The sequence below is a fragment of the Streptomyces sp. NPDC033966 genome (assembly GCF_055575955.1).
In genome coordinates this window covers 40,740-61,119 of record NZ_JBVIRQ010000009.1, presented here as the reverse complement: position 1 = coordinate 61,119, position 20,380 = coordinate 40,740, and the positions used below count along the sequence as shown (strand labels likewise).

At 75.2% G+C, this 20,380-nt stretch carries 19 protein-coding genes; 8 read left to right on the top strand and 11 right to left on the bottom strand.

Going from position 1 to position 20,380, the window contains the following annotated elements; translation table 11 throughout:
• The first annotated feature begins 17 nt into the window (after positions 1–17).
• A complete protein-coding gene (locus ACZ518_RS24800) occupies positions 18–650 on the top strand; it encodes a helix-turn-helix domain-containing protein (RefSeq protein WP_469115190.1) in 633 nt (210 codons plus the stop codon).
• On the opposite strand, the gene ACZ518_RS24795 is transcribed toward ACZ518_RS24800, so the two are convergent.
• The 3 genes from ACZ518_RS24795 to ACZ518_RS24785 form a co-directional block, all read right to left on the bottom strand.
• Complete coding sequence (locus tag ACZ518_RS24795) at positions 647–1,831, bottom strand: MBL fold metallo-hydrolase (RefSeq protein ID WP_469115189.1); 1,185 nt, start codon at positions 1,829–1,831, stop codon at positions 647–649. The genes ACZ518_RS24800 and ACZ518_RS24795 overlap by 4 nt on opposite strands.
• Positions 1,832–1,876: 45 nt before the next feature.
• Positions 1,877–3,121, bottom strand: coding sequence for an aminotransferase class I/II-fold pyridoxal phosphate-dependent enzyme (locus ACZ518_RS24790; RefSeq protein WP_469115188.1), 1,245 nt, complete (start codon positions 3,119–3,121; stop codon positions 1,877–1,879).
• 127 nt (positions 3,122–3,248) lie between these two features.
• Positions 3,249–3,821 (bottom strand): TIGR03086 family metal-binding protein, encoded by a 573-nt coding sequence (locus ACZ518_RS24785; protein ID WP_469115187.1) that lies wholly within the window; start codon positions 3,819–3,821, stop codon positions 3,249–3,251.
• Between the two features lie 221 nt (positions 3,822–4,042).
• Here ACZ518_RS24785 and ACZ518_RS24780 point away from each other — a divergent pair, with 221 nt between their 5' ends.
• Positions 4,043–4,873, top strand: coding sequence for a methyltransferase domain-containing protein (locus ACZ518_RS24780; protein WP_469115440.1), 831 nt, complete (start codon positions 4,043–4,045; stop codon positions 4,871–4,873).
• Positions 4,874–4,889: 16 nt separating this feature from the next.
• Here the strand turns inward: ACZ518_RS24780 and ACZ518_RS24775 are convergent, their stop codons facing one another.
• On the bottom strand, positions 4,890–6,863 hold the full coding sequence (locus ACZ518_RS24775; RefSeq protein WP_469115186.1) for a DUF5107 domain-containing protein: 1,974 nt from the start codon (positions 6,861–6,863) through the stop codon (positions 4,890–4,892).
• A gap of 96 nt (positions 6,864–6,959) precedes the next feature.
• Positions 6,960–7,490, bottom strand: coding sequence for a GNAT family N-acetyltransferase (locus ACZ518_RS24770; RefSeq protein ID WP_469115185.1), 531 nt, complete (start codon positions 7,488–7,490; stop codon positions 6,960–6,962).
• 34 nt (positions 7,491–7,524) lie between these two features.
• On the opposite strand from ACZ518_RS24770, the gene ACZ518_RS24765 reads away from it, so the two are divergent.
• Entirely contained in the window at positions 7,525–8,232 is a 708-nt protein-coding gene (locus tag ACZ518_RS24765; RefSeq protein WP_469115184.1) for a hypothetical protein, read from the top strand.
• A 196-nt stretch (positions 8,233–8,428) separates the two neighbouring features.
• Here ACZ518_RS24765 and ACZ518_RS24760 read toward each other — a convergent pair whose 3' ends face one another.
• The 5 genes from ACZ518_RS24760 to ACZ518_RS24740 form a co-directional block, all read right to left on the bottom strand.
• A complete protein-coding gene (locus ACZ518_RS24760; RefSeq protein WP_469115183.1) occupies positions 8,429–10,459 on the bottom strand; it encodes a prolyl oligopeptidase family serine peptidase in 2,031 nt (676 codons plus the stop codon).
• 13 nt (positions 10,460–10,472) lie between these two features.
• Positions 10,473–11,855: a M20/M25/M40 family metallo-hydrolase gene (locus ACZ518_RS24755; RefSeq protein ID WP_469115439.1), complete on the bottom strand. Its 1,383-nt coding sequence runs from the start codon at positions 11,853–11,855 to the stop codon at positions 10,473–10,475.
• A 1-nt stretch (position 11,856) separates the two neighbouring features.
• Positions 11,857–12,690: a M55 family metallopeptidase gene (locus ACZ518_RS24750; RefSeq protein WP_469115182.1), complete on the bottom strand. Its 834-nt coding sequence runs from the start codon at positions 12,688–12,690 to the stop codon at positions 11,857–11,859.
• Between the two features lie 213 nt (positions 12,691–12,903).
• On the bottom strand, positions 12,904–13,347 hold the full coding sequence (locus tag ACZ518_RS24745; protein WP_469115181.1) for an SRPBCC family protein: 444 nt from the start codon (positions 13,345–13,347) through the stop codon (positions 12,904–12,906).
• 150 nt (positions 13,348–13,497) lie between these two features.
• Positions 13,498–13,695: a hypothetical protein gene (locus ACZ518_RS24740; protein ID WP_469115180.1), complete on the bottom strand. Its 198-nt coding sequence runs from the start codon at positions 13,693–13,695 to the stop codon at positions 13,498–13,500.
• 198 nt (positions 13,696–13,893) lie between these two features.
• On the opposite strand from ACZ518_RS24740, the gene ACZ518_RS24735 reads away from it, so the two are divergent.
• From ACZ518_RS24735 to ACZ518_RS24725, 3 genes are all read left to right on the top strand, one after another.
• The gene (locus ACZ518_RS24735; protein ID WP_469115179.1) at positions 13,894–14,175 is read left to right on the top strand and encodes a hypothetical protein; all 282 of its coding nucleotides are present in this window, start codon (positions 13,894–13,896) and stop codon (positions 14,173–14,175) included.
• A 134-nt stretch (positions 14,176–14,309) separates the two neighbouring features.
• Positions 14,310–15,899, top strand: coding sequence for an alpha/beta hydrolase (locus ACZ518_RS24730; RefSeq protein WP_469115178.1), 1,590 nt, complete (start codon positions 14,310–14,312; stop codon positions 15,897–15,899).
• Positions 15,900–15,923: 24 nt separating this feature from the next.
• Positions 15,924–16,349, top strand: coding sequence for a RidA family protein (locus ACZ518_RS24725; protein WP_469115177.1), 426 nt, complete (start codon positions 15,924–15,926; stop codon positions 16,347–16,349).
• 42 nt (positions 16,350–16,391) lie between these two features.
• On the opposite strand, the gene ACZ518_RS24720 is transcribed toward ACZ518_RS24725, so the two are convergent.
• Entirely contained in the window at positions 16,392–16,961 is a 570-nt protein-coding gene (locus ACZ518_RS24720) for a HEAT repeat domain-containing protein (protein WP_469115176.1), read from the bottom strand.
• A gap of 386 nt (positions 16,962–17,347) precedes the next feature.
• On the opposite strand from ACZ518_RS24720, the gene ACZ518_RS24715 reads away from it, so the two are divergent.
• On the top strand, positions 17,348–19,150 hold the full coding sequence (locus ACZ518_RS24715; RefSeq protein ID WP_469115175.1) for a 3-hydroxyacyl-CoA dehydrogenase family protein: 1,803 nt from the start codon (positions 17,348–17,350) through the stop codon (positions 19,148–19,150).
• A 181-nt stretch (positions 19,151–19,331) separates the two neighbouring features.
• Positions 19,332–20,147 carry a TetR family transcriptional regulator gene (locus ACZ518_RS24710; protein WP_469115174.1) on the top strand — a complete coding sequence of 272 codons (816 nt, stop codon included), beginning with the start codon at positions 19,332–19,334 and terminating at the stop codon, positions 20,145–20,147.
• Positions 20,148–20,380: the final 233 nt, after the last annotated feature.

The following is a 20,380-nucleotide window of genomic DNA, read 5'->3' as shown; positions in this document are numbered from 1 at the left end:
TGGGGTGGAATGCCCGCATGGATGCCAGCCCGGACACGCACGGACCCTCCTCCCACCGCGCCGTCCTCGACGGGGTGGGTCCGCGGCTCAGGCGGCTGCGGGACCGGCACGGCCTCACCCTGGGCGCGCTGTCCGAGGAGACCGGGATCTCCAGGAGCACCCTGTCCCGGCTGGAGTCCGGGCAGCGGCGGCCGAGCCTGGAGCTGCTGCTGCCGCTCGCCCGTGCCTACCGGGTGGCCCTGGACGATCTGGTCGGGGCGCCTCCGGTGGGCGATCCCCGGGTGCGGATGACGCCCCGCGCGATGCCGCACGGCGGGACGTCCGTGGCCCTGACCCAGGGCCTGGGCCCGCTCCAGGCGTACAAGATGGTCATCCCGGACCGGGGCGCGGACCCGGACCTGCGCACGCACGAGGGCTACGAGTGGCTGTACGTGCTGACCGGGCGGCTGCGGCTGGTGCTGGCCGAGCACGATCTGGTCCTCGGCCCCGGCGAGGCCGCCGAGTGGGACACCCGCACCCCGCACTGGTTCGGCAGCGCCGACGGGCGGCCCGTGGAGATCCTCAGCCTCTTCGGGAAGCAGGGCGAGCGCATGCACGTGGTCGCGCAGCCGAAGGCCAGGGCGGAGGCGGAGGCGGACCGCACGGCCTAGAAGCTGCGGGAGGCGCCGATCGGGAGGTCCCAGAGGTCCTCACGGGGCAGCCCGGCGCGGGCCCAGGCGGCGCGGGCGCGGTGCAGGGGCTCCATGACGGGCTCCGCCGACAGCACGAAGGTGGCCCAGTGCATCGGGGCCATCCTGCGGGCGCCGAGGTCCAGGCAGGCCCGTACGGCCTCCTCCGGGTCGGCGTGCACGTCGCGCAGCCACCAGCGCGGGGCGTAGGCGCCGATCGGCAGGAGGGCGAGGTCGATGCCCGGGTGCCGGCGGCCGATCTCCGTGAACCAGTGGCCGTAGCCGGTGTCGCCGGCGAAGTACACCTTCCGGCCGTGGGCCGTGTCCGTGAGCACCCAGCCGCCCCACAGGGTGCGGCAGGTGTCCAGGAGGGAGCGCTTGGACCAGTGGTGCGCCGGGACGAACTCGAAGCGTACGCCGCCCAGTTCGGCCGACTCCCACCAGTCGAGCTCCGTCACCCGGGTGAAGCCCCGACGGCGGCACCAGCGGGCGAGTCCGGCCGGGACGAAGAGCGCGGTGTCGCGCGGCAGCCGCCGCAGGGTGGGGGCGTCGAGGTGGTCGTAGTGGTTGTGGCTGATCACCACGGCGTCCACGGGCGGCAGTTCCTCCCACGGCACCCCGACGGGGGTCACGCGCGCCGGGGTCCCCAGGATCCGCCGGGACCACACGGGGTCGGTCAGCACCGTCAGGCCACCGGTCCGGAGCACCCAGCTGGCGTGCCCGGCCCAGGTGGCGGACACCGCGCCCGGGGGCACCGCCGGCAGCGGGGCGCGCTCGTACGGCAGGTCGGGGATCCCCCTCAGCCCCTCCGCCCCGGGCCGGAACGCGCCCTCGCGGGCCAGCCGGGCGAAGGCGCGCAGCCCTGGCAGCGGGGTGGTCAGCCGGTCCGCGAACGAGCGCGGCCAGAGGCGGTGCTCGCCGAGCGGGCGGGGCGCGGCGGGAGCGGGGGCCAGCTCGGGCACGGCGGGAGCGGGGGCCAGCTCGGGCGCGGCGGGAGCGGGGGCCAGCTCGGGCGCGGCGGGAGCGGGGGCCGGCGGGGGTCCGGCGGGCGCGGCGGGGGCCTGCGGGCGGCGGGCCGGATGCCCGGGCAGGGCGGTGGCGGCGCCTCGGGGGGCGCCGGCCGGCGGGGCGGTCGTCACGGGGGCGTCCGGCTGGTCCCTCATCGCGAAGTCTCCGTTCGGCGGCGGCCTGGCGGTGCGGGCCGCACTTCAGTCGGCCAGTCCGGCGAGCACCGACCCGAGCCGGTCGAGCGCCCCCCGGACCTGCGGCAGCGTCAGCGGGTCCCGGGCGCCCAGCGCGGCGAGCCGTTCCTGCGGGGTGGCGCCCAGCAGCGGCCCGGTCGACAGCCGTACGCGCGGGGCGCCCAGTTCGTCGGCGAAGCGCTGTCCGCCGGGTGTGGCCGTGCCCAGCCGGGCCCCGAGCCAGTCCTCCAGTTCCATCGCGTCCCCGACCCCGTGCCGGGCGAGGCCCGCGCGCAGCGGGGTGAGGTCGGCGTACAGGTGCCGGCCGGCCTGCGGGGGCCGGGCGAGGGCGCCCGCGGCCAACAGCACCCGGTGCGCGGCGGCGGCCACCGTGCCGTGCAGGGCGGCGGCCGCGTAGGCGCGCCCGGCGACGGCGTCGGGTTCGTCGAGGGCGTGCGCGGCGGCCGGCGCGACGGGTCCCGCGACCAGTGCGCCGGTGGCGGTGAGGACGTCGAGGGTGCGGGCGCGGAGCCAGGTCCCGCTCGGGGTGCCGGGGAAGCGGACCACGGCGGCGGGCCAGCCGCCCGGCAGCAGTGCTCCGGCGAGGTCGACGAGGACGGCGGCCCGGTCGGGGAGCATCTCGGCGGGGCTCAGCACCAGCGTGTCGTGCGGCCGGTGCACGGTGTCGCGCCAGCTCTCGTCGCTGACCACGAACAGCCCGGCGGCCTCGGCCGCCTCGCAGGCCTCGCGCACCATCTCGGGCGGCGGCACGGTCCCGGTCGGGTCGTCGGCCACCGACAGCAGCAGTACGCGCGGGTCGCCGCCCTCGGCCCGGACCCGCCGCACGGTCTCCAGCAGCGCGTACGGGTCGGGTACGCCCCCGCACTCCGCCGGGGTCGGCACGTGGTAGGCCCGCCGTCCCAGCAGCCGGACCTGTGGGGTCCACCAGGCGGGACACGGACGGGGAAGCAGCACGTCGCCGCCGTACGCGCCGAGCAGGGCCAGCAGCAGGGCGGGCGCGCCGGGCCCGGCGGCCACGTTCTCGGGGGCGGTGGCGAGCCCGCGCCGGGCCCAGTGGCGGCAGGCGGCCTCGCGCAGGTCCTGGCCGCCGCCGGGGGGTTCCGGGGCGGGGCGGTCCGCGGCGGCGGCGAGCACGGAGGTCAGCTCCGGCAGGACCGGCAGGCCCGGCTCGGGGGCGGGGGGACCGTACCTGACGGGCCCGCGCCCCTCCGGTGCCGGGCGGCGCCAGAGCCCGGCGAGCCCTTCCGTCATGCCCTCGGCCATCCCCGACACGTGCCCGCCCTTCCGCCGCCGTCACCGACACCGATCGACCTGCCCTTTATACGATTATTTACGCCGATATGCCCGTCAATCGTGACGGCCCCGCCGGGCTTCGCCCTCAGCCCTTCCTCCCCAGGAGGGCCAGCAACCGGGTCTGCGCGTCCGCGCCGGCCGGCACCTCCAGCGGCTCCGCGTACATCCCGCTCGCGGCGAGGCCGTCGGCGTACGGCATGACCTCCTTGATGGAGAACTCGACGAGGTCGGCGGGCAGCCGGTCGTCGGCGCCGATGGCCCGCGAGAGGTCCCAGGCGTGCACGACGCAGTCCGCCGTCAGTTCCGAGCAGTACGCCGATCCGCGCGTGGGCCCGTACGAGAGAGTGACCGTCCGCTCCAGCGCGCCGGGCGCCGCGAAGGCGGCGTGCCCGGCGGCGGCGGCCCGGTCCCAGGCGGCCTGCGGGTCCTCGCCCAGCAGGTCGCCGGAGAGCTCGTCGCCCACCTCCGCCACCGAGCGCCCCTCGGTGACCAGCGGCGGGATCCACAGCTGCTCGCCGGTGACGTGGTTGACCAGGTCGCGCACGGTCCACTCGGTGCAGGGGGTGGCCGCGTCCCACTGGGAGGCCCCGACGGCCCGCACGCGCTCACCGAAGAGCCGCAACGCGGCGGCGTGCCATTCCAGCAGCGTCTCCGGCATGGGTCTCACCGTCCTTCGCCGTCCTTCGCCGTCCCTCGCCCCGAGGTCCGCCCCTCGGGGCCAACGATCCTCGCCCCTGACCCGACCTGCCACCGACCCGGCCAATCCCCATGCCCCGCAAGGGGGTTGTCCACATGTCAAAACGCATATCTCGAATCGCGAGCGGATCGCCTACGGTGATCACAACGCCTTCGACGACCTTCGACGACGAGGAGTCCGCCATGAACGACGCCCACGGCACCCACGAGACCGCGCTGTACACCCACGGCCACCACGAGTCCGTGCTGCGCTCGCACCGCTGGCGCACCGCCGCCAACTCGGCCGCGTACCTGATCGGCGAACTGCGCCCCGGCATGCGGGTGCTGGACGTGGGCTGCGGCCCGGGCACCATCACGGCGGACCTGGCGGAACTGGTCTCCCCCGGCGGCCACGTCACCGCGGTCGACGCGGCGGCCGACGTACTGGAGCAGGCGGCCGCGTACGCCGCCGAGCGCGACCTGTCCGGGGCGGTCGACTTCGCCACGGCCGACGTCCACGCGCTGCGGTTCCCCGACGACTCCTTCGACGTGGTCCACGCGCACCAGGTGCTGCAGCACGTCGGCGACCCGGTGCAGGCCCTGCGCGAGATGCGCCGGGTGTGCCGGCCCGGCGGGATCGTCGCGGTACGGGACGCCGACTACGCGGCGATGACCTGGTACCCGGCGACGCCGGGCCTGGAGGAGTGGCAGAGCCTGTACCGGCGCGTCGCCCGGGCCAACGGCGGCGAACCCGACGCCGGACGCAGGCTGCTGTCCTGGGCGCGGGAGGCCGGCTTCACCGACGTGGCGGCCTCGGCGACGGCCTGGTGCTACGCCACGCCGGACGAGGTCTCCTGGTGGTCCTCGCTGTGGGCGGACCGCACCACCGCCTCCTCCTACGCCTCCGTCGCGACGGAGGGCGGCCACGCCACCCCGGAGGAGCTGACCGCCGTCGCCGAAGCCTGGCACGCCTGGGGGAAGGCCCCCGACGCATGGTTCTCGGTCCTGAACGGCGAGCTGCTGTGCCGTGCCTGACCGGGATGCGCCCGCCTCACCGCGGCGGGCGCATCCGGAAGTCGTACTCCGGGGGCAGGGGGCGGTCCGTCAGCGCGGCCCACACCTGCGACAGGGTCTCCTCCCCCTCCCGCAGGTCGGCGATCTCGAAGCCGTCCTCGAAGACCCGCCGGGCCGCGCCCACGTGCCCCTCGGCCGCCAGCAGCCGGGCGGCCAGCAGCCGGAACCGGCCCTGCTCGCGCAGCGACGGCCGCAGCCGGTCCCAGACGGCCCGCGCCGCCGCCAGGCGCCCGGCGGCGAGCAGGGCGGTCATCGCCTCCCGCCCCAGGGCGGCCTCGGCCGCCGCCCAGGGCTCACCGCCCCCGCCCTCCCCCGCCAGGCCTTCGAAGGCCGCCTCGTAGCGGTCGGCGGCCCGCTCCGTGTTCCCGGCCAGGGCGTCGGCCGCCGCCAGGCAGCGCAGCAGCGGCCAGCGCGAGGGCGCCTGCGCCAGCCCGCGCTCCCAGCTGCGCACCGCCTGGGCGACGTCGCCGGCGTGCCACTGGGCCACCCCGAGGTGGTACTCGGTCAGCGGATCGGCGGGGGCGGTCTCCAGCATGTCCCGCCAGTGCGCGGCGACCAGCCCCGGGCCGGGCGGGGCGTCCGCCGCCGGGGCGGGGAAGACCCCGGTGCGCCACAGCTCCAGCCAGGGCTCCTGCTCCTCCCGCAGGGTGGACTCCGGGAAGGGGGTGCCGGGCAGCTCGAAGCCCCCGCACAGCACCTCCAGCGCGCCCCAGCCCGAGCCGTCCGCCAGCCGCTCCCCCGGTTCGGTGTCGGCGTGCCCGCGCCACGCCTTGTACGCCGCGTCCAGGGTCCCGGCCGGCAGCACCGCGTCGAGCGCCGCCGAGGCGGCCCCGCGCGCCGCCGCCCAGTCGGCCCCGTGCACCGCCGAGGGCTCCGCCGACAGCGGCCCGTACGCCTCCAGCCAGCTGAACTCCGCCCCGGCGTCCAGCCGTACGTGTTCCAGCTGGGTCCGGGCCAGCCCCGCCTGGATCTCGGCGTAGCCGCCCGTACCGGGCTCCGTCAGCCACTCCTGCCAGCGCCGGCCGCCCGGGCCCGCGCCCCATACGAACAGCTTGCGCCCGCGCAGCCGCCCGGTGGAGGCCTGCACCAGGCCGTGCCCGTCCGCGTCCAGGGCGGCGATCCAGGGGCGGTCGGCGTCCTCGCCGAGGACCTCGTAGAAGAAGTCGGCCGGGTAGGTGCTGTTCAGCGGGTACGTACGGTCGGCGGCTTCCCAGTCCGGCACCGGGATCCGCCTCAGCGCCCGCTCGTAGCCGAAGTGCCAGGCCTCCTCGGCGGGCGCCAGGACGCGGGTGCCGGCGCCCTCGGGAACGGCGGTGTTGGACCACCAGTAGACGGGGGCGGGCCGCTCGTGCGGATTGCGCACGCGGACCCCGGCGTACAGGTAGTCGGAGTCCGCGGGCAGCCACAGGTCCACCTGGAAGGGCAGGTCGCGCAAGCGCTCCCACTCCCACAGCCGCACCATCACGCCCCCGTCGGGCGCCGGTACGAGCGCGGCGTGCAGCGGGGCGCAGGACAGGGCGGTGTGCCCGGTGGCGCCGATGTTCCACTCGACGCCGCCGGAGAACCAGGCCCCGTTGAGCGCGAAGTCGGCGGGCTGGAACACCGGGTTGCGGTAGAGGAGTTCGCGGCCGGTGGGGAGGTGGACGAGCGAGTGGATCCGCCCGCCGAGCCCGGGCAGCACGGTGACGCGCAGCCGCCCGTTCTCGATGACGACCGCCTCGAACTCCCGCTCCGTGCGCCGCCGTCCGTATCCGTCGCGGATCCGTACGGGCAGCAGGGAGCGCAGCGGCTCGTAGCCGATCTGGCGGGCCATGTCGCGCGGCAGCCCCTGGCGCGAACACTTGTCCAGTTCGTGCACCCCGTCGGGGGCGCGCAGCGCGGGCAGCGGGTTGTCGGGGCCCAAGGGGGCGGCGGGGAGGGTCAGCTGGGCACGTCGGACTGTGGTGGCCATGGGGGAATGGAACACTCGGGTGCGGTCCTGTGCACAGGGGTTCCGCACATCACCACCGGTCAGGATTACGCAAAGGCCGGTATCGGGCGCGGCGCGTCAGGACGGCCGGGTCAGGGCCCATCGTTCGTGGTCGCGCCACGCGCCGTCGACGTACAGGAAATCCGGCGACAGCCCCTCCAGGCGGAAGCCCCGGCCCCGGACCAGGGCGATCGACGCGGTGTTGCCCGGCTGGATGTTCGCCTCCAGGCGGTGCAGGTCCAGGCCACCGGCCCCGAAGGCGTGCGTCAGCAGCAGGTCGAAACCCTCTCCGAACAGCCCGCGCCCGGCGGCGTGCGCGAAGGCCCCGTAGCCCAGTGCCCCGCACTGGAAGGCGCCGCGGACGATGTTGTTGACGTTGACGAACCCGGCGATGCCACCGCCGGCCAGCTCGCAGACCAGGAACCCGTTCCCGGCGCGCCCGGCCGCGTAGGGCCCGTACTCCTCCAGGGTCGCGGGCGGGGACAGCCAGGGCCGGTGCAGCTCGCGGCTCTCGCGCACCCGCGCGGTGAACTCGGGGCCGTCGGCGGTCCGGAAGGGGCGCAGGCCGACCCGGGCGCCCGTACTGACGTACTCGGCGGAACAGGGCATCGCCCCAGCTTAGGCGGTGTGGCAGCATCCCGGGGTGATCATCACCCCGAACACCGCCGAGCAGCTTCGCGCGGCCGCCGCCCGCAACAACGCCGAGTGGTGCGCCGCCGTTTCCCGCAGCGGACACTTCCGTGACTCGCTCTGGTGCAGCCCGCGCCGTACCCCGCCGCTGTACCCCGACGCGGTCACCCTCACCCCCGGGGCCGCGGCCGCCGACGTGCTCGCCGGGGTCGACACGGCCGCGCCCGGCTGCTCGGTGAAGGACAGCTTCGCCTCGCTCGACCTGGCCCCGGCCGGCTTCGAGGTGCTGTTCGAGGCGCAGTGGATCCACCGCCCGGCGGGGCCCTCCGGACCGGCGGGCGGCCGGCTGGAGTGGGACGAGCTGGAGGGCCCCGGGGAGCTGGCGGCCTGGGAGGCCGCCTGGGACGGCGAGGAGAGCACCGGCCTGTTCCACGAGGGGCTGCTGCGGGAGGGGATCGTCTTCCTCGCGGGCCGCGACGGGGCCCGGATCACCGCCGGGGCCGTGGTCAGCACCGGCGGCGGGGTCGTCGGCGTCTCCAACGTGTTCGCCCGTAACGACGCGGACGCCGACGCCGCCCGGGCGGCCGCCCTCGACGCGGCGGCCCGCCACTGGCCGGAGCTGCCGGTCGTGGGCTACGAGCACGGCGAGGACCTCGACACCGCCGTACGCGCCGGGTTCACCCCGCTCGGCCCGCTGCGGATCTGGGTGCACACCGCCTAGGCCCTGTCCGGGCGATCTTCGCGGGCCCACGCCGCCCGGCACGGCACCTCGCCGCGTTGTCGGTCCGCGCACGTACGTCCAGTACGAGCCGCGGCCCTCCGCCTTGCGATGCACCACGCCCGGGGCCCCTCCCAGCGGTAGCTGGGCGAGACGTGTGCTGATCCACGAAGATCGCCCGGACAGGGCCTAGAAGGCCCTACTCCGTACGCAGGTCCAGGCGGGGCACGTCGCCGCGCTCGATGCCGAACACCTGGACGTACAGCGACAGTTCCGCTTCGAGCGCGCGCACCATCGTGTCCGCGCGCCGGAAGCCGTGGCCCTCGCCCTCGAAGGTGAGGTACGCGTGCGGGACCGCCGGCTCGCGGCCGCGCAGGGCGGCCAGCAGGCGTTCGGCCTGGGCTGGCGGGCAGACGGGGTCGTCGAGGCCCTGGAGCAGGACGAAGGGGGCCTCGATCCGGTCGGCCCGGGCCACCGGGGAGCGTTCCCGGCAGCGCAGCGCCAGGGTGCCCGCCGGTCCGGCCAGGCCGTCCGTGTAGCGCGACTCCAGGTCGTGGGTCTCGGCGGCGAAACCCCGCAGGTGGAGCACCGGGTAGATGACCGCCGCGCAGGCGTACAGGTCGGTGGCGGCCAGGGAGGCCGCCGCCGTCCAGCCGCCCGCGCTGCCGCCGCGGATCGCGAGCCGGGCCGGGTCGGCGGTGCCCTCGGCGGCCAGCGCCCGTGCCACGGCCGCGCAGTCCTCGACGTCGACCACGCCCCACTGCTCGCGCAGCCGCTCCCGGTAGGCGCGGCCGTAGCCGGTGGACCCGCCGTAGTTGACCTCGACGACGCCGATGCCGCGCGAGGTGAAGTAGGCGATGTGCAGGTCCAGTACGGGCGGTACGTGCTCGGTGGGGCCGCCGTGCGCCCACACCACGTACGGGGGCAGTTCGTCGTCGGGTGCCCGCAGGGCGGGGTGGTGCGGCGGGTAGACGTGGGCGTGGATCTCGCGGCCGCCGGGCCCGGGGAAGGTGCGGCTCTGCGGCTCCGGGTAGTACGCCGGGTCCACCGGGTCGGCGGCCCGGGCTCCGACGACCCGGGCGTGCCCGGTGGCGGTGTCCAGCTCGACGACCTCGTAGGCGCTGCGCGGGCTGGCGGCGACCCCGTACACGCGGGTGCCGCTGACGGCCAGGGCCGGCTGCCAGGCCGTCCAGGGCCCGGCCGCGTCCACCAGGTCGCCGGTGTCGGGGTCCAGGACGCCGAGCACCGAGGAGCCCTGTCCGTGCAGTACGGCCACCGGCCCTCCCCCAGGGCCTCCGGCCCGGGTGGTGCCCCCAGGCAGCGGGGCCAGCCAGGTCAGCCCCGGCTTCCACAGGGCGCCGCCGAACTCCTCCTCCCGGGGGCACAGGTTGACCGCCTCCCCGCTGTCCGGGTCCACCCGGTACGGGTTCCACCAGCCGGAGCGGTCGCTCACCGCGAGCAGGGTCCCGTCGGCCGCCCACGCCACCTGGGCCACGGCCTCGGACGGGCCGCCCAGCACGGTGCGGGCGGCGGCGAGCGTCCCGTCGGGGCGTACGGCGGCCAGCTGGAGTTCCGTGCCGTCCCAGGGCATCCGGGGGTGGTCCCACACCAGCCAGGCCGCGCTGCGCCCGTCGGGGGAGAGCTTCGGCCCGGTCCGGAAGCGGTGCCGGTCGTCGGTGAGCTCCCGTACCGCGGCCCGGTCCCCGGCGGCGGAGCCGTCCAGCGGTACGGCGGCCGCGACCCGCCGCAGGTCGCCCGGGCCGGGGCCGGTGAACTCCTCCAGCACGCACCACACCTCGCCACCGCGCAGCACCGGGTCGGCCCAGCGCAGGCCGCCGCCGACCGCCGAGACGGGGGTGAGCGGGCGCGGCCGGGGGCTGCCGGGGGCGTCGGGTTCGTACGCGTACAGCCGCTGGTCGGCGTGGTGGACGAAGACCACCACCGGCCCCCGGCCGGCCTGTTCGGCGCCCGTCCAGGGCAGGCCCCCGTACTCGGTGAGGCGGCTGCGCACGTTCCACGGGGCGGGCAGTACCGACCGGGCGGCGCCGCCGTCGGCGGGCCGGCGCACCAGGGTGCGGCGGCCGCCCTCCTCGGGGCGGGGTTCGGTCCACCACACCTCGGCGCCGACGGTGCCCACGTACTCGGGCCGGCCGTCGTGCGCGGCGGCGTGCGCGGCGGTGATCGGGGAGGGCCAGCTGCCGTAGGGGGCCCCGACGGCGGCCGCCGCCATCACCGGGCTCCCATCACAGGGCCCGCAGCGCGCGGTCGAGGACGCGGACCCCGAAGTGCAGGGCGTCGACCGGGACCCGCTCGTCCACGCCGTGGAAGAGGGACCAGTAGTCGAAGCCCGGCGGCAGCTTGAGCGGGGAGTAGCCGTAGCCGGTGATGCCGAGCCGGGAGAACTGCTTGGCGTCGGTGCCGCCGGCCATGCAGAAGGGGACCACGTGCCCGTCGGGGTCGAAGTGCTCGACGGACTCGCGCAGGATCCCGTACGTCCGTCCGTCCACCGGGGCCTGGAGGGCCACCTCCCGGTGCTCGAACTCCCAGTGCACGTCGGGGCCGGTGAGCCGGTTCAGGGTCTCGGTGAACTCGGCCTCGCCGCCGGGCACGGTGCGTCCGTCGACGTAGGCGGTGGCGCGGCCCGGGATGACGTTGAGCTTGTAGCCGGCGCTGAGCATCGTCGGGTTGGAGCTGTTGCGGACGGTCGCCTCGACCAGGGCGGCGGCCGGGCCGAGCTTGCCGAGGAGGCCGTCCAGGTCGGTGCCGGGGGCGCGCGGGTCGACGGTGAGGCCCTGGAGGGCGGCAAGTTCGGCGATGCAGGCGCTGACGGTGTCGGTGAGGCGGACCGGCCAGTCGTACTCGCCGATGCGGGCGACGGCGGCGGCGAGCCGGCTGACGGCGTTGGCCCGGTTGGGCTTGGAGCCGTGCCCGGCGGTGCCGTGGGCGGTCAGCTTGAGCCAGGCGGTGCCGCGTTCACCGGCGGCGATCGGGTAGAGGGCCTGCCCGGGCCGGGGGTGCACGGTGAAGGCCCCGGACTCGCTCAGGCCTTCCGTACAGCCCTCGAACAGGTGCGGGTGCTCGTCGGCGAGGTAGCCGGACCCGTCGGCCGCGCTGTCCTCCTCGTCGGCGGTGTAGGCGATGACGACGTCCCGGCGCGGCCGTACGCCGTGACGCGCCCAGGCGCGTACGACGGCCAGGACCATCGCGTCCATGTTCTTCATGTCGACGGCGCCGCGGCCCCAGACCACTCCGTCGCGGACCTCTCCGGAGAAGGGGTCCACGCTCCAGTCGGCGGCCTCGGCGGGGACCACGTCCAGGTGGCCGTGGACCAGGAGGGCGGGGGCGGAGGGGTCGGTGCCACCGATCCGGGCCACGACGTTGGTGCGGCCCGGGGTGCGCTCCAGCAGCACGGGCTCCAGTCCGGCTCCGGCGAGGCGCTCGGCGGCGTACTCGGCCGCGGGCCGCTCGCGGCAGTCGCCGCCGCCGCGGTTGGTGGTGTCGATCCTGATCAGGCCGGAGGTGAACTCGACCGCCTCGGCGAGGGCCGTCTCGTCGGCGCAGCCCCCGTCCGGGGCCGCTGCTTCTTCGTGGGCGCCCCCTCGGGGAGCGCCTTCCACCCGGTGCATGTCAGCCATACTGCTCCTCCACGGCCGCCGAGACGACCGTCGTGACCGCTTTGAAGGTCCGGATCCCCTCGTACATCGTCTCGCTGGTGTACGCGATCCTGCGCTCGCCGGAGCGCTCGACGCCGGGGACGACGGTCGCGGCCATCGACAGGTGCTCGGCGTCGAACTCGACCTCCATCACGAAGGGGCCGCCGCGCACCGGCTCGTGCCGGACCGCGAGCTTGACCGCCTCGGTGGCGGCGGCGCGGATGTCGGCGGCGGTGCGGGCCGGCGTGCGGCAGACGGCCGCGTAGCGCGAGACGTGGTCCTTGACGGCGACCGTGCGGGCGTCAGGGGCGTATCCGGCGGCGTCGGCGCAGGTCAGGTCGTCTCCGGTGACGAGGATGACGGGGACCCCGTACTCGGCGACCACGTGGGCGTTGAGGACGCCCTCGCTCGCGCGCAGGCCGTTGAGCCAGACGCCGGTGATGGAGTTGGCGAGGTAGGTGTGGGCGAGGACCCCTTCGCTGCCCGCGCCGGTGTGGTAGCCGACGAAGGCGATGCCGTCGACGTCTCCGTGCTGGACCCCCTCGACCATGGAGAGGGACTTGTGGCGGCCGGTGATCATCTCGGCGCGGGCGTCGAGCTTCTCCAGGAGGAGGTTGCGCATGGTCCAGTGGGCCTCGTTGATGAGGACCTGGTCGGCGCCGCCGTCGTGGAAGCCGAGCACGGCGGCGTTCACGTCGGAGGTGAACATGCCCCGGCAGCGCTCCCATTGCGGGGTGCCGGGCAGCACGTCGGCGGGCCAGGTGACGCCCGTGGCGCCTTCCATGTCGGCGGAGACGAGGATCTTCATCGGGCCCCCCGGGTGGCTAGGGAGTGTCTGCCCCACCCTAGCCGCCCGGCACGTTCGCGGCTCCGGGCCACGCCCGGAGCCGGGGCGGGGTGCGCGGCGGGTCACGGGGCGGGGTGCGGGGCGGGGTGCGGGGCGGCTCACGGCGGCCGGGAATTCCACCCGAACCGGTGAGCCGTCCCCGGGCGTTGTGCCGCCGGCGGCCGAGGGGCCCCGTCAGGCGCCGACTTCCTTGGCCAGGTTCTCGAGCACGGTGTCGTAGATGCGCCCGAGGCCCTTGGGGGCGAAGGTGCGCTCGAAGAAGCCGCCGATGCCGCCCGCGCCGTTCCAGACGGTGCTGACCACGGCCCGGGAGCGGCCCTCGCCGGCGGGGGTCACGGTCCAGGTGGTGACCATGGAGGAGTTGCGGTCCTTCTCCACGAGCTGGCCGTCGGTGGGCTCGGTGACCTCCAGCAGGCAGTCCCGTACGCGCTTGCTGGTGGCCTGGAGCTTCCAGTGGACCAGGGTGCCCTCGCCGTCCCCGCCCTCGCGCACCTCGTACTCGCTGAAGTGCTCGGGGAGCAGCTTGTTCCGGGTGCCGGTGTAGTCCGCCAGCGCGTCGAACACGGTGTCCGCGTCGGCTTCGATGATGCGCTCCGTGGTGGCCTCGACCTGCGCCATACCTGTTCCTCCAGCAGTCGTGAACGTTGCGGCGGCAAGCCAATCACCTCCGGGGCGGGCGCCCAAATCCGCCCTCTGCCACCGGACGGCCCCGGCCGGAGGCGCGGGCCCCCGGCCGGAGGGACGTACCGCTGCCGCCCTGACCGGCCCTCAGGAGAGGAGGCCGAGGAGGGAGCCCAGGGCGATGGTGGCGAAGTTCACGTCGTAGTGGTACGAGTTGGCGCTGCCGATGACGCTGCCGCCGAGCCCGTCGCCGCCGAGGGCCGCGGCGTTGGCGGCGGTCGTCGAGACGCCGCAGACGACGATCGCGGCGACCGTCACCAGGGAGGACTTGAGGAGGTTGCGCATTTCGACTCCGTTCGTGAGTGGTCGGAACGCAGGATTGTCTTCCCGGCGGGGAGGGCCGGATGGCGTCGGACACGGGGAGGCAACCCCTTCGGTGCACCGACTGGGGCCACTCGCACCACCGCCGGAAGCTCCCCGCGCGGCGCCGTCCGCACGGCCATGGGGACGTCTGTTCCCTTCCGGGGGCGCCGGGCGGTCTCCGTGACACCCCTGGTACTCCATCTGCGGCCGGGGGCGCGCGAGTGGTTCACGGCCCGGCTCGGCCGGCGTCACCCGCACCCGTCCGAACGGTACGGACGGATGTACGCGGGCGGGTCGTACGCGCCCACCCGCTACCAGCGCCGGATCACCCGCCAAGTCCACGGACCCGCCGCCGAATTCGACATCGGACCCGCCCGGCGCGGGCGGCCGCGGGCTGCCGCCGCGCCGGTGCGGGCGGCCGGCCCGGCTCCCGCCGGACCGGCGCAGCCGAGGCCGCTGTGAGCCCGTACGCGCACCGCCCGTGACCCGGACGCCTCCCGACGGGTCATCACATCGGGCCAATGCGCGGCCCAATCCCGTCTTCCCGCCACGGTTTCCGGGACGATTCCGCCCAGAACCCTCGGCTGGGAGGCCCCATGCTCCATCCCTCGAAGCTGCGCCCCGCGAAGAAGCGGGCCGCCGTCCTGCTGGCGATCTCCACCGTCGCCGCCGCCCTCGCGACCCCCCTCACCGCCGCACCGGCCGCGACCGCCGAGGCGCCCGCCCCGGCCGCCGCCGGCCTGCGCTGGACCGGGTGCGCGACCCCCCGCTACCCCTCGCTGCAGTGCGCCTCCCTCAAGGTCCCGCTGGACCACGAGCAGCCCGCCGGGCGGCAGATCTCCCTGGCCCTGACCCGCGTCCCGCACACCGCCGCCACCTCCCAGGGGCCGCTGCTGGTCAACCCCGGCGGGCCGGGCGGCAGCGGCCGCGCGCTGGCGGGGTTCGTCGCCTCGGCCCTGCCCAAGGACGTGGCCGCCCAGTACGACGTGATCGGCTTCGACCCCCGGGGCGTGGGCAAGAGCGAGCCCGCCCTCGACTGCGGGTCCGGCCACTTCAAGCCCGTACGGCCCGACTCCGTGCCGCGGGACGGGGCGACCGAGCGGGCCAACCTGGAGCGGGTGCGCTCCTTCGCGGTGTCCTGCCAGGAGAAGCACGCGGACGTGCTCCCGTACGTGGGCACCGTCTCGGCGGCCCGGGACCTGGAGGTGCTGCGCACCGCGCTGGGCGCGCAGAAGCTCAGCTACTTCGGCTACTCGTACGGCACCTACCTGGGCGCCGTGTACGCCAAGCTGCACCCGGACCGGGTGCACCGGCTGGTGCTGGACTCGGTGGTCGACCCGGGCGGCGTCTGGTACGAGGACAACCTCTCGCAGGACCTGGCCTTCGACGCCCGCCACAAGGCGTTCCTGGCCTGGGTGGCCCGGTACGACTCCACGTACCACCTGGGCACCGACCCGGCCCGGGTCGAGGAGCGCTGGTACGGGATGCGCGACGCGCTGCGCGCGGCACCGGCGGGCGGGAAGGTGGGCCCGGCCGAGCTGGAGGACACGTACATGCCGGGCGGCTACTACAACGGCTACTGGCCGTCGCTGGCCGAGGCCTTCGCGGCGTACGCGGTGAAGCAGGACCCGAAGCCGCTGGTGGCGGCGTACGAGCGGCTGGGCGCGGTGGACCCGTCGGCGACCAACAGCTACAGCGTGTACACGGCGGTGCAGTGCCGGGACTCGGCGTGGCCGAGGGACTGGAACCGCTGGCGGGCCGACATGTGGCGCACGCACGCCAAGGCGCCCTTCATGACCTGGAACAACGCCTGGTACAACGCGCCGTGCGCGTTCTGGCCGACGAAGCCTCTCGAGGCTCCGGACGTGACGAACACGGCGCTGCCGAAGGCGCTGCTGTTCCAGGCGACGGAGGACGCGGCCACCCCGTACGAGGGGGCGGTGAGCATGCGGGACAAGCTGGCGGGCTCGGCGCTGGTGGTGGAGGAGGGCGGCGGCAACCACGGCATCGCCCTGAGCGGCAACAAGTGCCTCGACGAGAAGCTGTCCGCGTACCTGCGGACGGGCCAGGCGGCGGACGCGACCTGCCAGGCGCAGCCCGCGCCGAAGCCGGCCGCCGCGACCCGCGCGGTGCCGCCCTCGGCGGGCGGTGCGGCCCTGCACGGGCTCCTGGGCTTCCGGGGCTGACACGGAGCGGGCAAGATCGCCCGCATGACTTCTCCTTCTTACGATGACAACCACCTCACCCGGGTCGCCGCGCCCGAGGGCGTCAGCCCGGGCACCGGGTACAGCCACGTCGTCTGGGGCACCGGACGGTTCGTGGCCGTCTCGGGGCAGTGCGCCTTCGACGAGAAGGGCGCGGTGGTCGGCGAGGGCGACCCGGCCGCGCAGGCCCGGCAGGTGTTCGAGAACCTGCGGCGGTGCCTGGCGGCGGCCGGGGCGGGCTTCGAGGACGTGGTGAAGCTGACGTACTTCGTCACGGACGTGGCCCACCTGCCGGCGGTCCGTGCGGCCCGGGACGAGGTGATCGCCCCGGACCGGCTGCCGGCCTCCTCGGCGGTCCAGGTCGCGGCCCTGTTCCGGCCGGAGCTCCTGCTGGAGGTCGAGGCCTTCGCGGTGGTCCCGACGACGGGCTGAGGGCCGCTGCGCGGTGCGGTCCCCGCCCCGCCCGGCCAGGGCCTACGCGTCCGGGTGTCCCGCCATCAGCCGGTTCAGGGCGTCCGTCGCCGCCAGGGCGAGGCGGGGGTGTGCCTGGGCGCGGACCAGGACGTCACGGGCCCGGGTGTCGGCGAGGGTGCCCAGGCCCTCGACGCAGGCCAGGGCCACCCGCCAGTACGGGTCGTGCGGGGCCAGCAGCCGCGACAGGGTCTTGATCAGGGCCGGGGCCGACTCCGGCGCCCGCAGCGCGGTCAGCAGCCGGACCGGGTGCAGGGCGTAGGCCGTGCGCAGGGAGTTCGTCGCCAGGGCCGCGGCCGCGCGGGCGGTGCGCGGGTCGCCGAGGACTCCGAGCGCCTGCGCGGCGGCGGCGCAGCGGGCCGGGTCCCGGTGGTTGAGCAGCAGGACCAGGGGCTCGAAGGCCCGCCGGTCCCCTGCCATCCCGAGCCGGTACGCGGCGAGTTCGCGGGCCCACAGGGGCAGCCCGGCGGAGGTCAGGGAGGCGGCCAGGGCGTCCGGCGCCGCCGCGAGCAGTTCCGGGTACGCGGCCGACCCGTCGGCCTCCGCCCTCAGGCGTTCCAGCACGTCGTTCACGCGGACACCCTAGGGGGTTGCGGGCACCGGTAGGCGGGGTTCCACGGAGGTCGTTGATCGATGATCGATGATCGGTACATTTGGGCGGTACAGGTCACATCTCCGCGCTCTGGCGGACCAGTTACCGGCCGGTTAGTCTCGCTCCCAACACGTACGGACGCGGCCTGGTGACGCAGCCGCCCCGTACCAGTCGGTCCGTTCGCTCGACCGTTTCACCCGTACGGCTGGACCCCGGGACAGGGTTCCGCCGTTTCCGCCCGCCGCGCCCCCATCCCTCTCCGGGCGCACCGCCGGGCGTGCTCCGCACGGCTCTTCCGTACGGCATCCGCGCGCGCTGTGCGCCGCGCGCTCCCTCAGTCGTCACCCTCTTCCACTGGAGTCCCGCGATGGACCTTCCGTCCACGTCCAGTCAGTCCTCCCTCCGCACCGTCGCCGTCGTCGGTCTCGGCACCATGGGCACCGGCATCGCCGAGGTGCTCGCCCGGGCCGGCCGCGAGGTCATCGGCATCGACGTCAGCGAGGCCGCCACCCGCCGTGCCGCCGGGGCCCTCGCGGCCGCCACGGCCCGTTCGGTGGCCAGGAACAAGCTCACCGAGCAGGAGCGCGAGGCGGCCCTGGCCCGCTTCCGCACCTTCACGGACCTCGCCGCCGCCGCCGAGGCCGACCTCGTCATCGAGGTGGTCCCGGAGGACTACGACCTCAAGCGCCGGATCATCGGCGAGCTCGACGCGGTCGTCCGGCCCGACACGGTGCTCGCCACCGGCACCAACGCGCTGTCCGTGACCCGGCTCGCCGCCGAGTCCCTGCACCCCGAGCGGGTGCTGGGCATGCACTTCTTCAACCCGGCCCCGGCGATGAAGCTCGTCGAGATCGTCTCCAGCGTGCTGACCGCGCCGACGGCCGTCGAGGCGGTCACCGAGCTGGCGGTGGAGCTGGGCAAGCAGCCCGTCGCGGTCGGCGACCGGCCCGGCTTCGTGGCCGACGGCCTGCTCTTCGGCTACCTCAACCAGGCCGCCGCGATGTACGAGGCCAAGTACGCCTCCCGCGAGGACATCGACGCGGCGATGAAGCTGGGCTGCGGCCTGCCGATGGGTCCGCTCGCCCTGCTCGACCTGGTCGGCGTGGACACCGCGCGCACCGTGCTGGAGGCCATGTACGCCTCCTCGGGCGACCGGCTGCACGCCCCGGCGCCGATCCTGGGCCAGCTCGTCGAGGCGGGTCTGACCGGGCAGAAGGCCGGGCGCGGCTTCTACACGTACGAGGCCCCGGGCAGCCCGGTGGTCGTCCGTGACCTGCAGACCCCGCTGGACGGGTCCCTGCTGGGCGCGGGCCGTCCGGTCTCCTCGGTCGGCGTGGCCGGCTCGGGGACCATGGCGAGCGGCATCGCGCAGGTCTTCGCGCAGGCCGGCTACGACGTGGTGCTGGCCGCCCGCAGCGAGGAGAAGGCCGGGGCCGCGAAGGCCGCGATCGGGAAGTCCCTGGGCCGTGCGGTGTCCAAGGGCCGACTGACCGAGGAGGCCGCCGCGCAGACCCTGGACCGGATCACCCCGGCCGGGTCGCTGGAGGCCTTCGCGGACGTGGACCTGGCGGTCGAGGCGGTCGCCGAGGACCTGGAGGTCAAGCAGCAGCTCTTCGCCGGCCTGGACAAGGTCTGCAAGCCGGGCGCGGTGCTGGCCACCACCACCTCCTCGCTGCCGGTGATCGCGGTCGCGCGGGCCACCTCGCGTCCGCAGGACGTGATCGGCATGCACTTCTTCAACCCGGCTCCGGCCATGAAGCTGGTCGAGGTGGTCCGGACGGTCCTGACCGCCGACGACGCGCACGCCACGGTCCGCGAGGTCTGCGCCAAGGTGCGCAAGCACCCGGTGGACTGCGGGGACCGGGCCGGCTTCATCGTGAACGCGCTGCTGTTCCCGTACTTGAACAACGCGATAAAGATGGTCGAGCAGCACTACGCGGGGATCGACGACATCGACGCCGCGATGAAGCTGGGCGGCGGCTACCCGATGGGGCCCTTCGAGCTCCTCGACGTGGTCGGCCTGGACGTGTCGCTGGCCATCGAGAAGGTCCTCTACCAGGAGTTCCGCGATCCGGCCCTGGCACCGTCCCCGCTGCTGGAGCACCTGGTGGCGGCGGGCTGCCTGGGCCGGAAGACCGGCCGCGGATTCCGTGAGTACGCCCGCCGGTAGGGGGACGCCCCCTGACCCCCGGCCGGGCCCCGATCAGGATGCGTGGGGAGGGCTGCTCGGGTCCGCCGGACCCTCACGGCGGACATACCCTCCCGAGCCCAGTGCGGGCCCTCCCCCGCATCCACCCCCCTCTCACCCCCCTCCGGCGCGCGCGCCTGCGCGAATGAAGTACTTTCGCTCTATGTCCCAGCCCGCCAAGACCTCACCCCGCGCCACGCCGGCCGCCGACTCCCAGGAGAGCGCGGCCGGCACCCGGGCCGCCGCCCAGCGGCTCAAGATGCGCCGCGAGCTCGCCACCGCGGCGATGGAGCTCTTCGCGACCAAGGGGTACGAGGCCACGACGGTCGACGAGATCGCCGCGACCGCCGGGGTGGCACGCCGGACCTTCTTCCGGCACTTCCGCTCCAAGGAAGAGGCGATCTTCCCGGACCACGACGACACCCTGATCCGCGCCGAGGCCGTCCTGGACGTGGCTCCGGCGCACGAGCACCCGCTCGACACGGTGTGCCGGGGGATCAAGGAAGTCATGAAGATGTACGCCGCCTCGCCGGCGGTGTCGGTGGAGCGCTACCGGCTGACCCGCGAGGTGCCGGCGCTGCGGGAGCGGGAGATCGCCTCGGTGGCCCGCTACGAGCGGCTCTTCACCCGTTATCTGCTCGCCCACTTCGACGAGACCGACCACCACGACGGCAACGACGACCCGCTGCTGGCCGAGGTGGCCGCCTCCGCGGTGGTGACCGCCCACAACCACGTGCTGCGGCGCTGGCTGCGGGCGGGGGGCCAGGGGGACGTGGAGGCGCAGCTGGACCACGCCTTCGCGATCGTCCGCAAGACCTTCGGGTCGGGGATCGGCGCCGGCCGCACGCCGGGCGCGAGCACCGGGGCCCCACAGGCGGCGGTGCGCACGGAGGGCGAGGTCCTGGTCGCGGTGGCGCGTACGGACGCTCCGCTCGACGAGGTCATGCGGACCATCGAAGAGGCGCTCAAGAACAAGTAGGCGGTCCCTCTCCAGCAGCAGAAGGCGACCTCCGTCACAGCGGCCGCTCCCGTTCCGGGGGCGGCCGCTTTCCTTTGTCCGAGTTGCCCCTACTCGCGGGTAACTCTGATCGATCATCGCTCATCTGCGCAGGTCAATCGGCAAGTGAGAGAAATTTTTGGCACCCAGTGCCTTGCCGAGTGACACGGGGTGCCATACGTTGAGTCCCGTCCGGATGTCCCCGCGGCCCACAC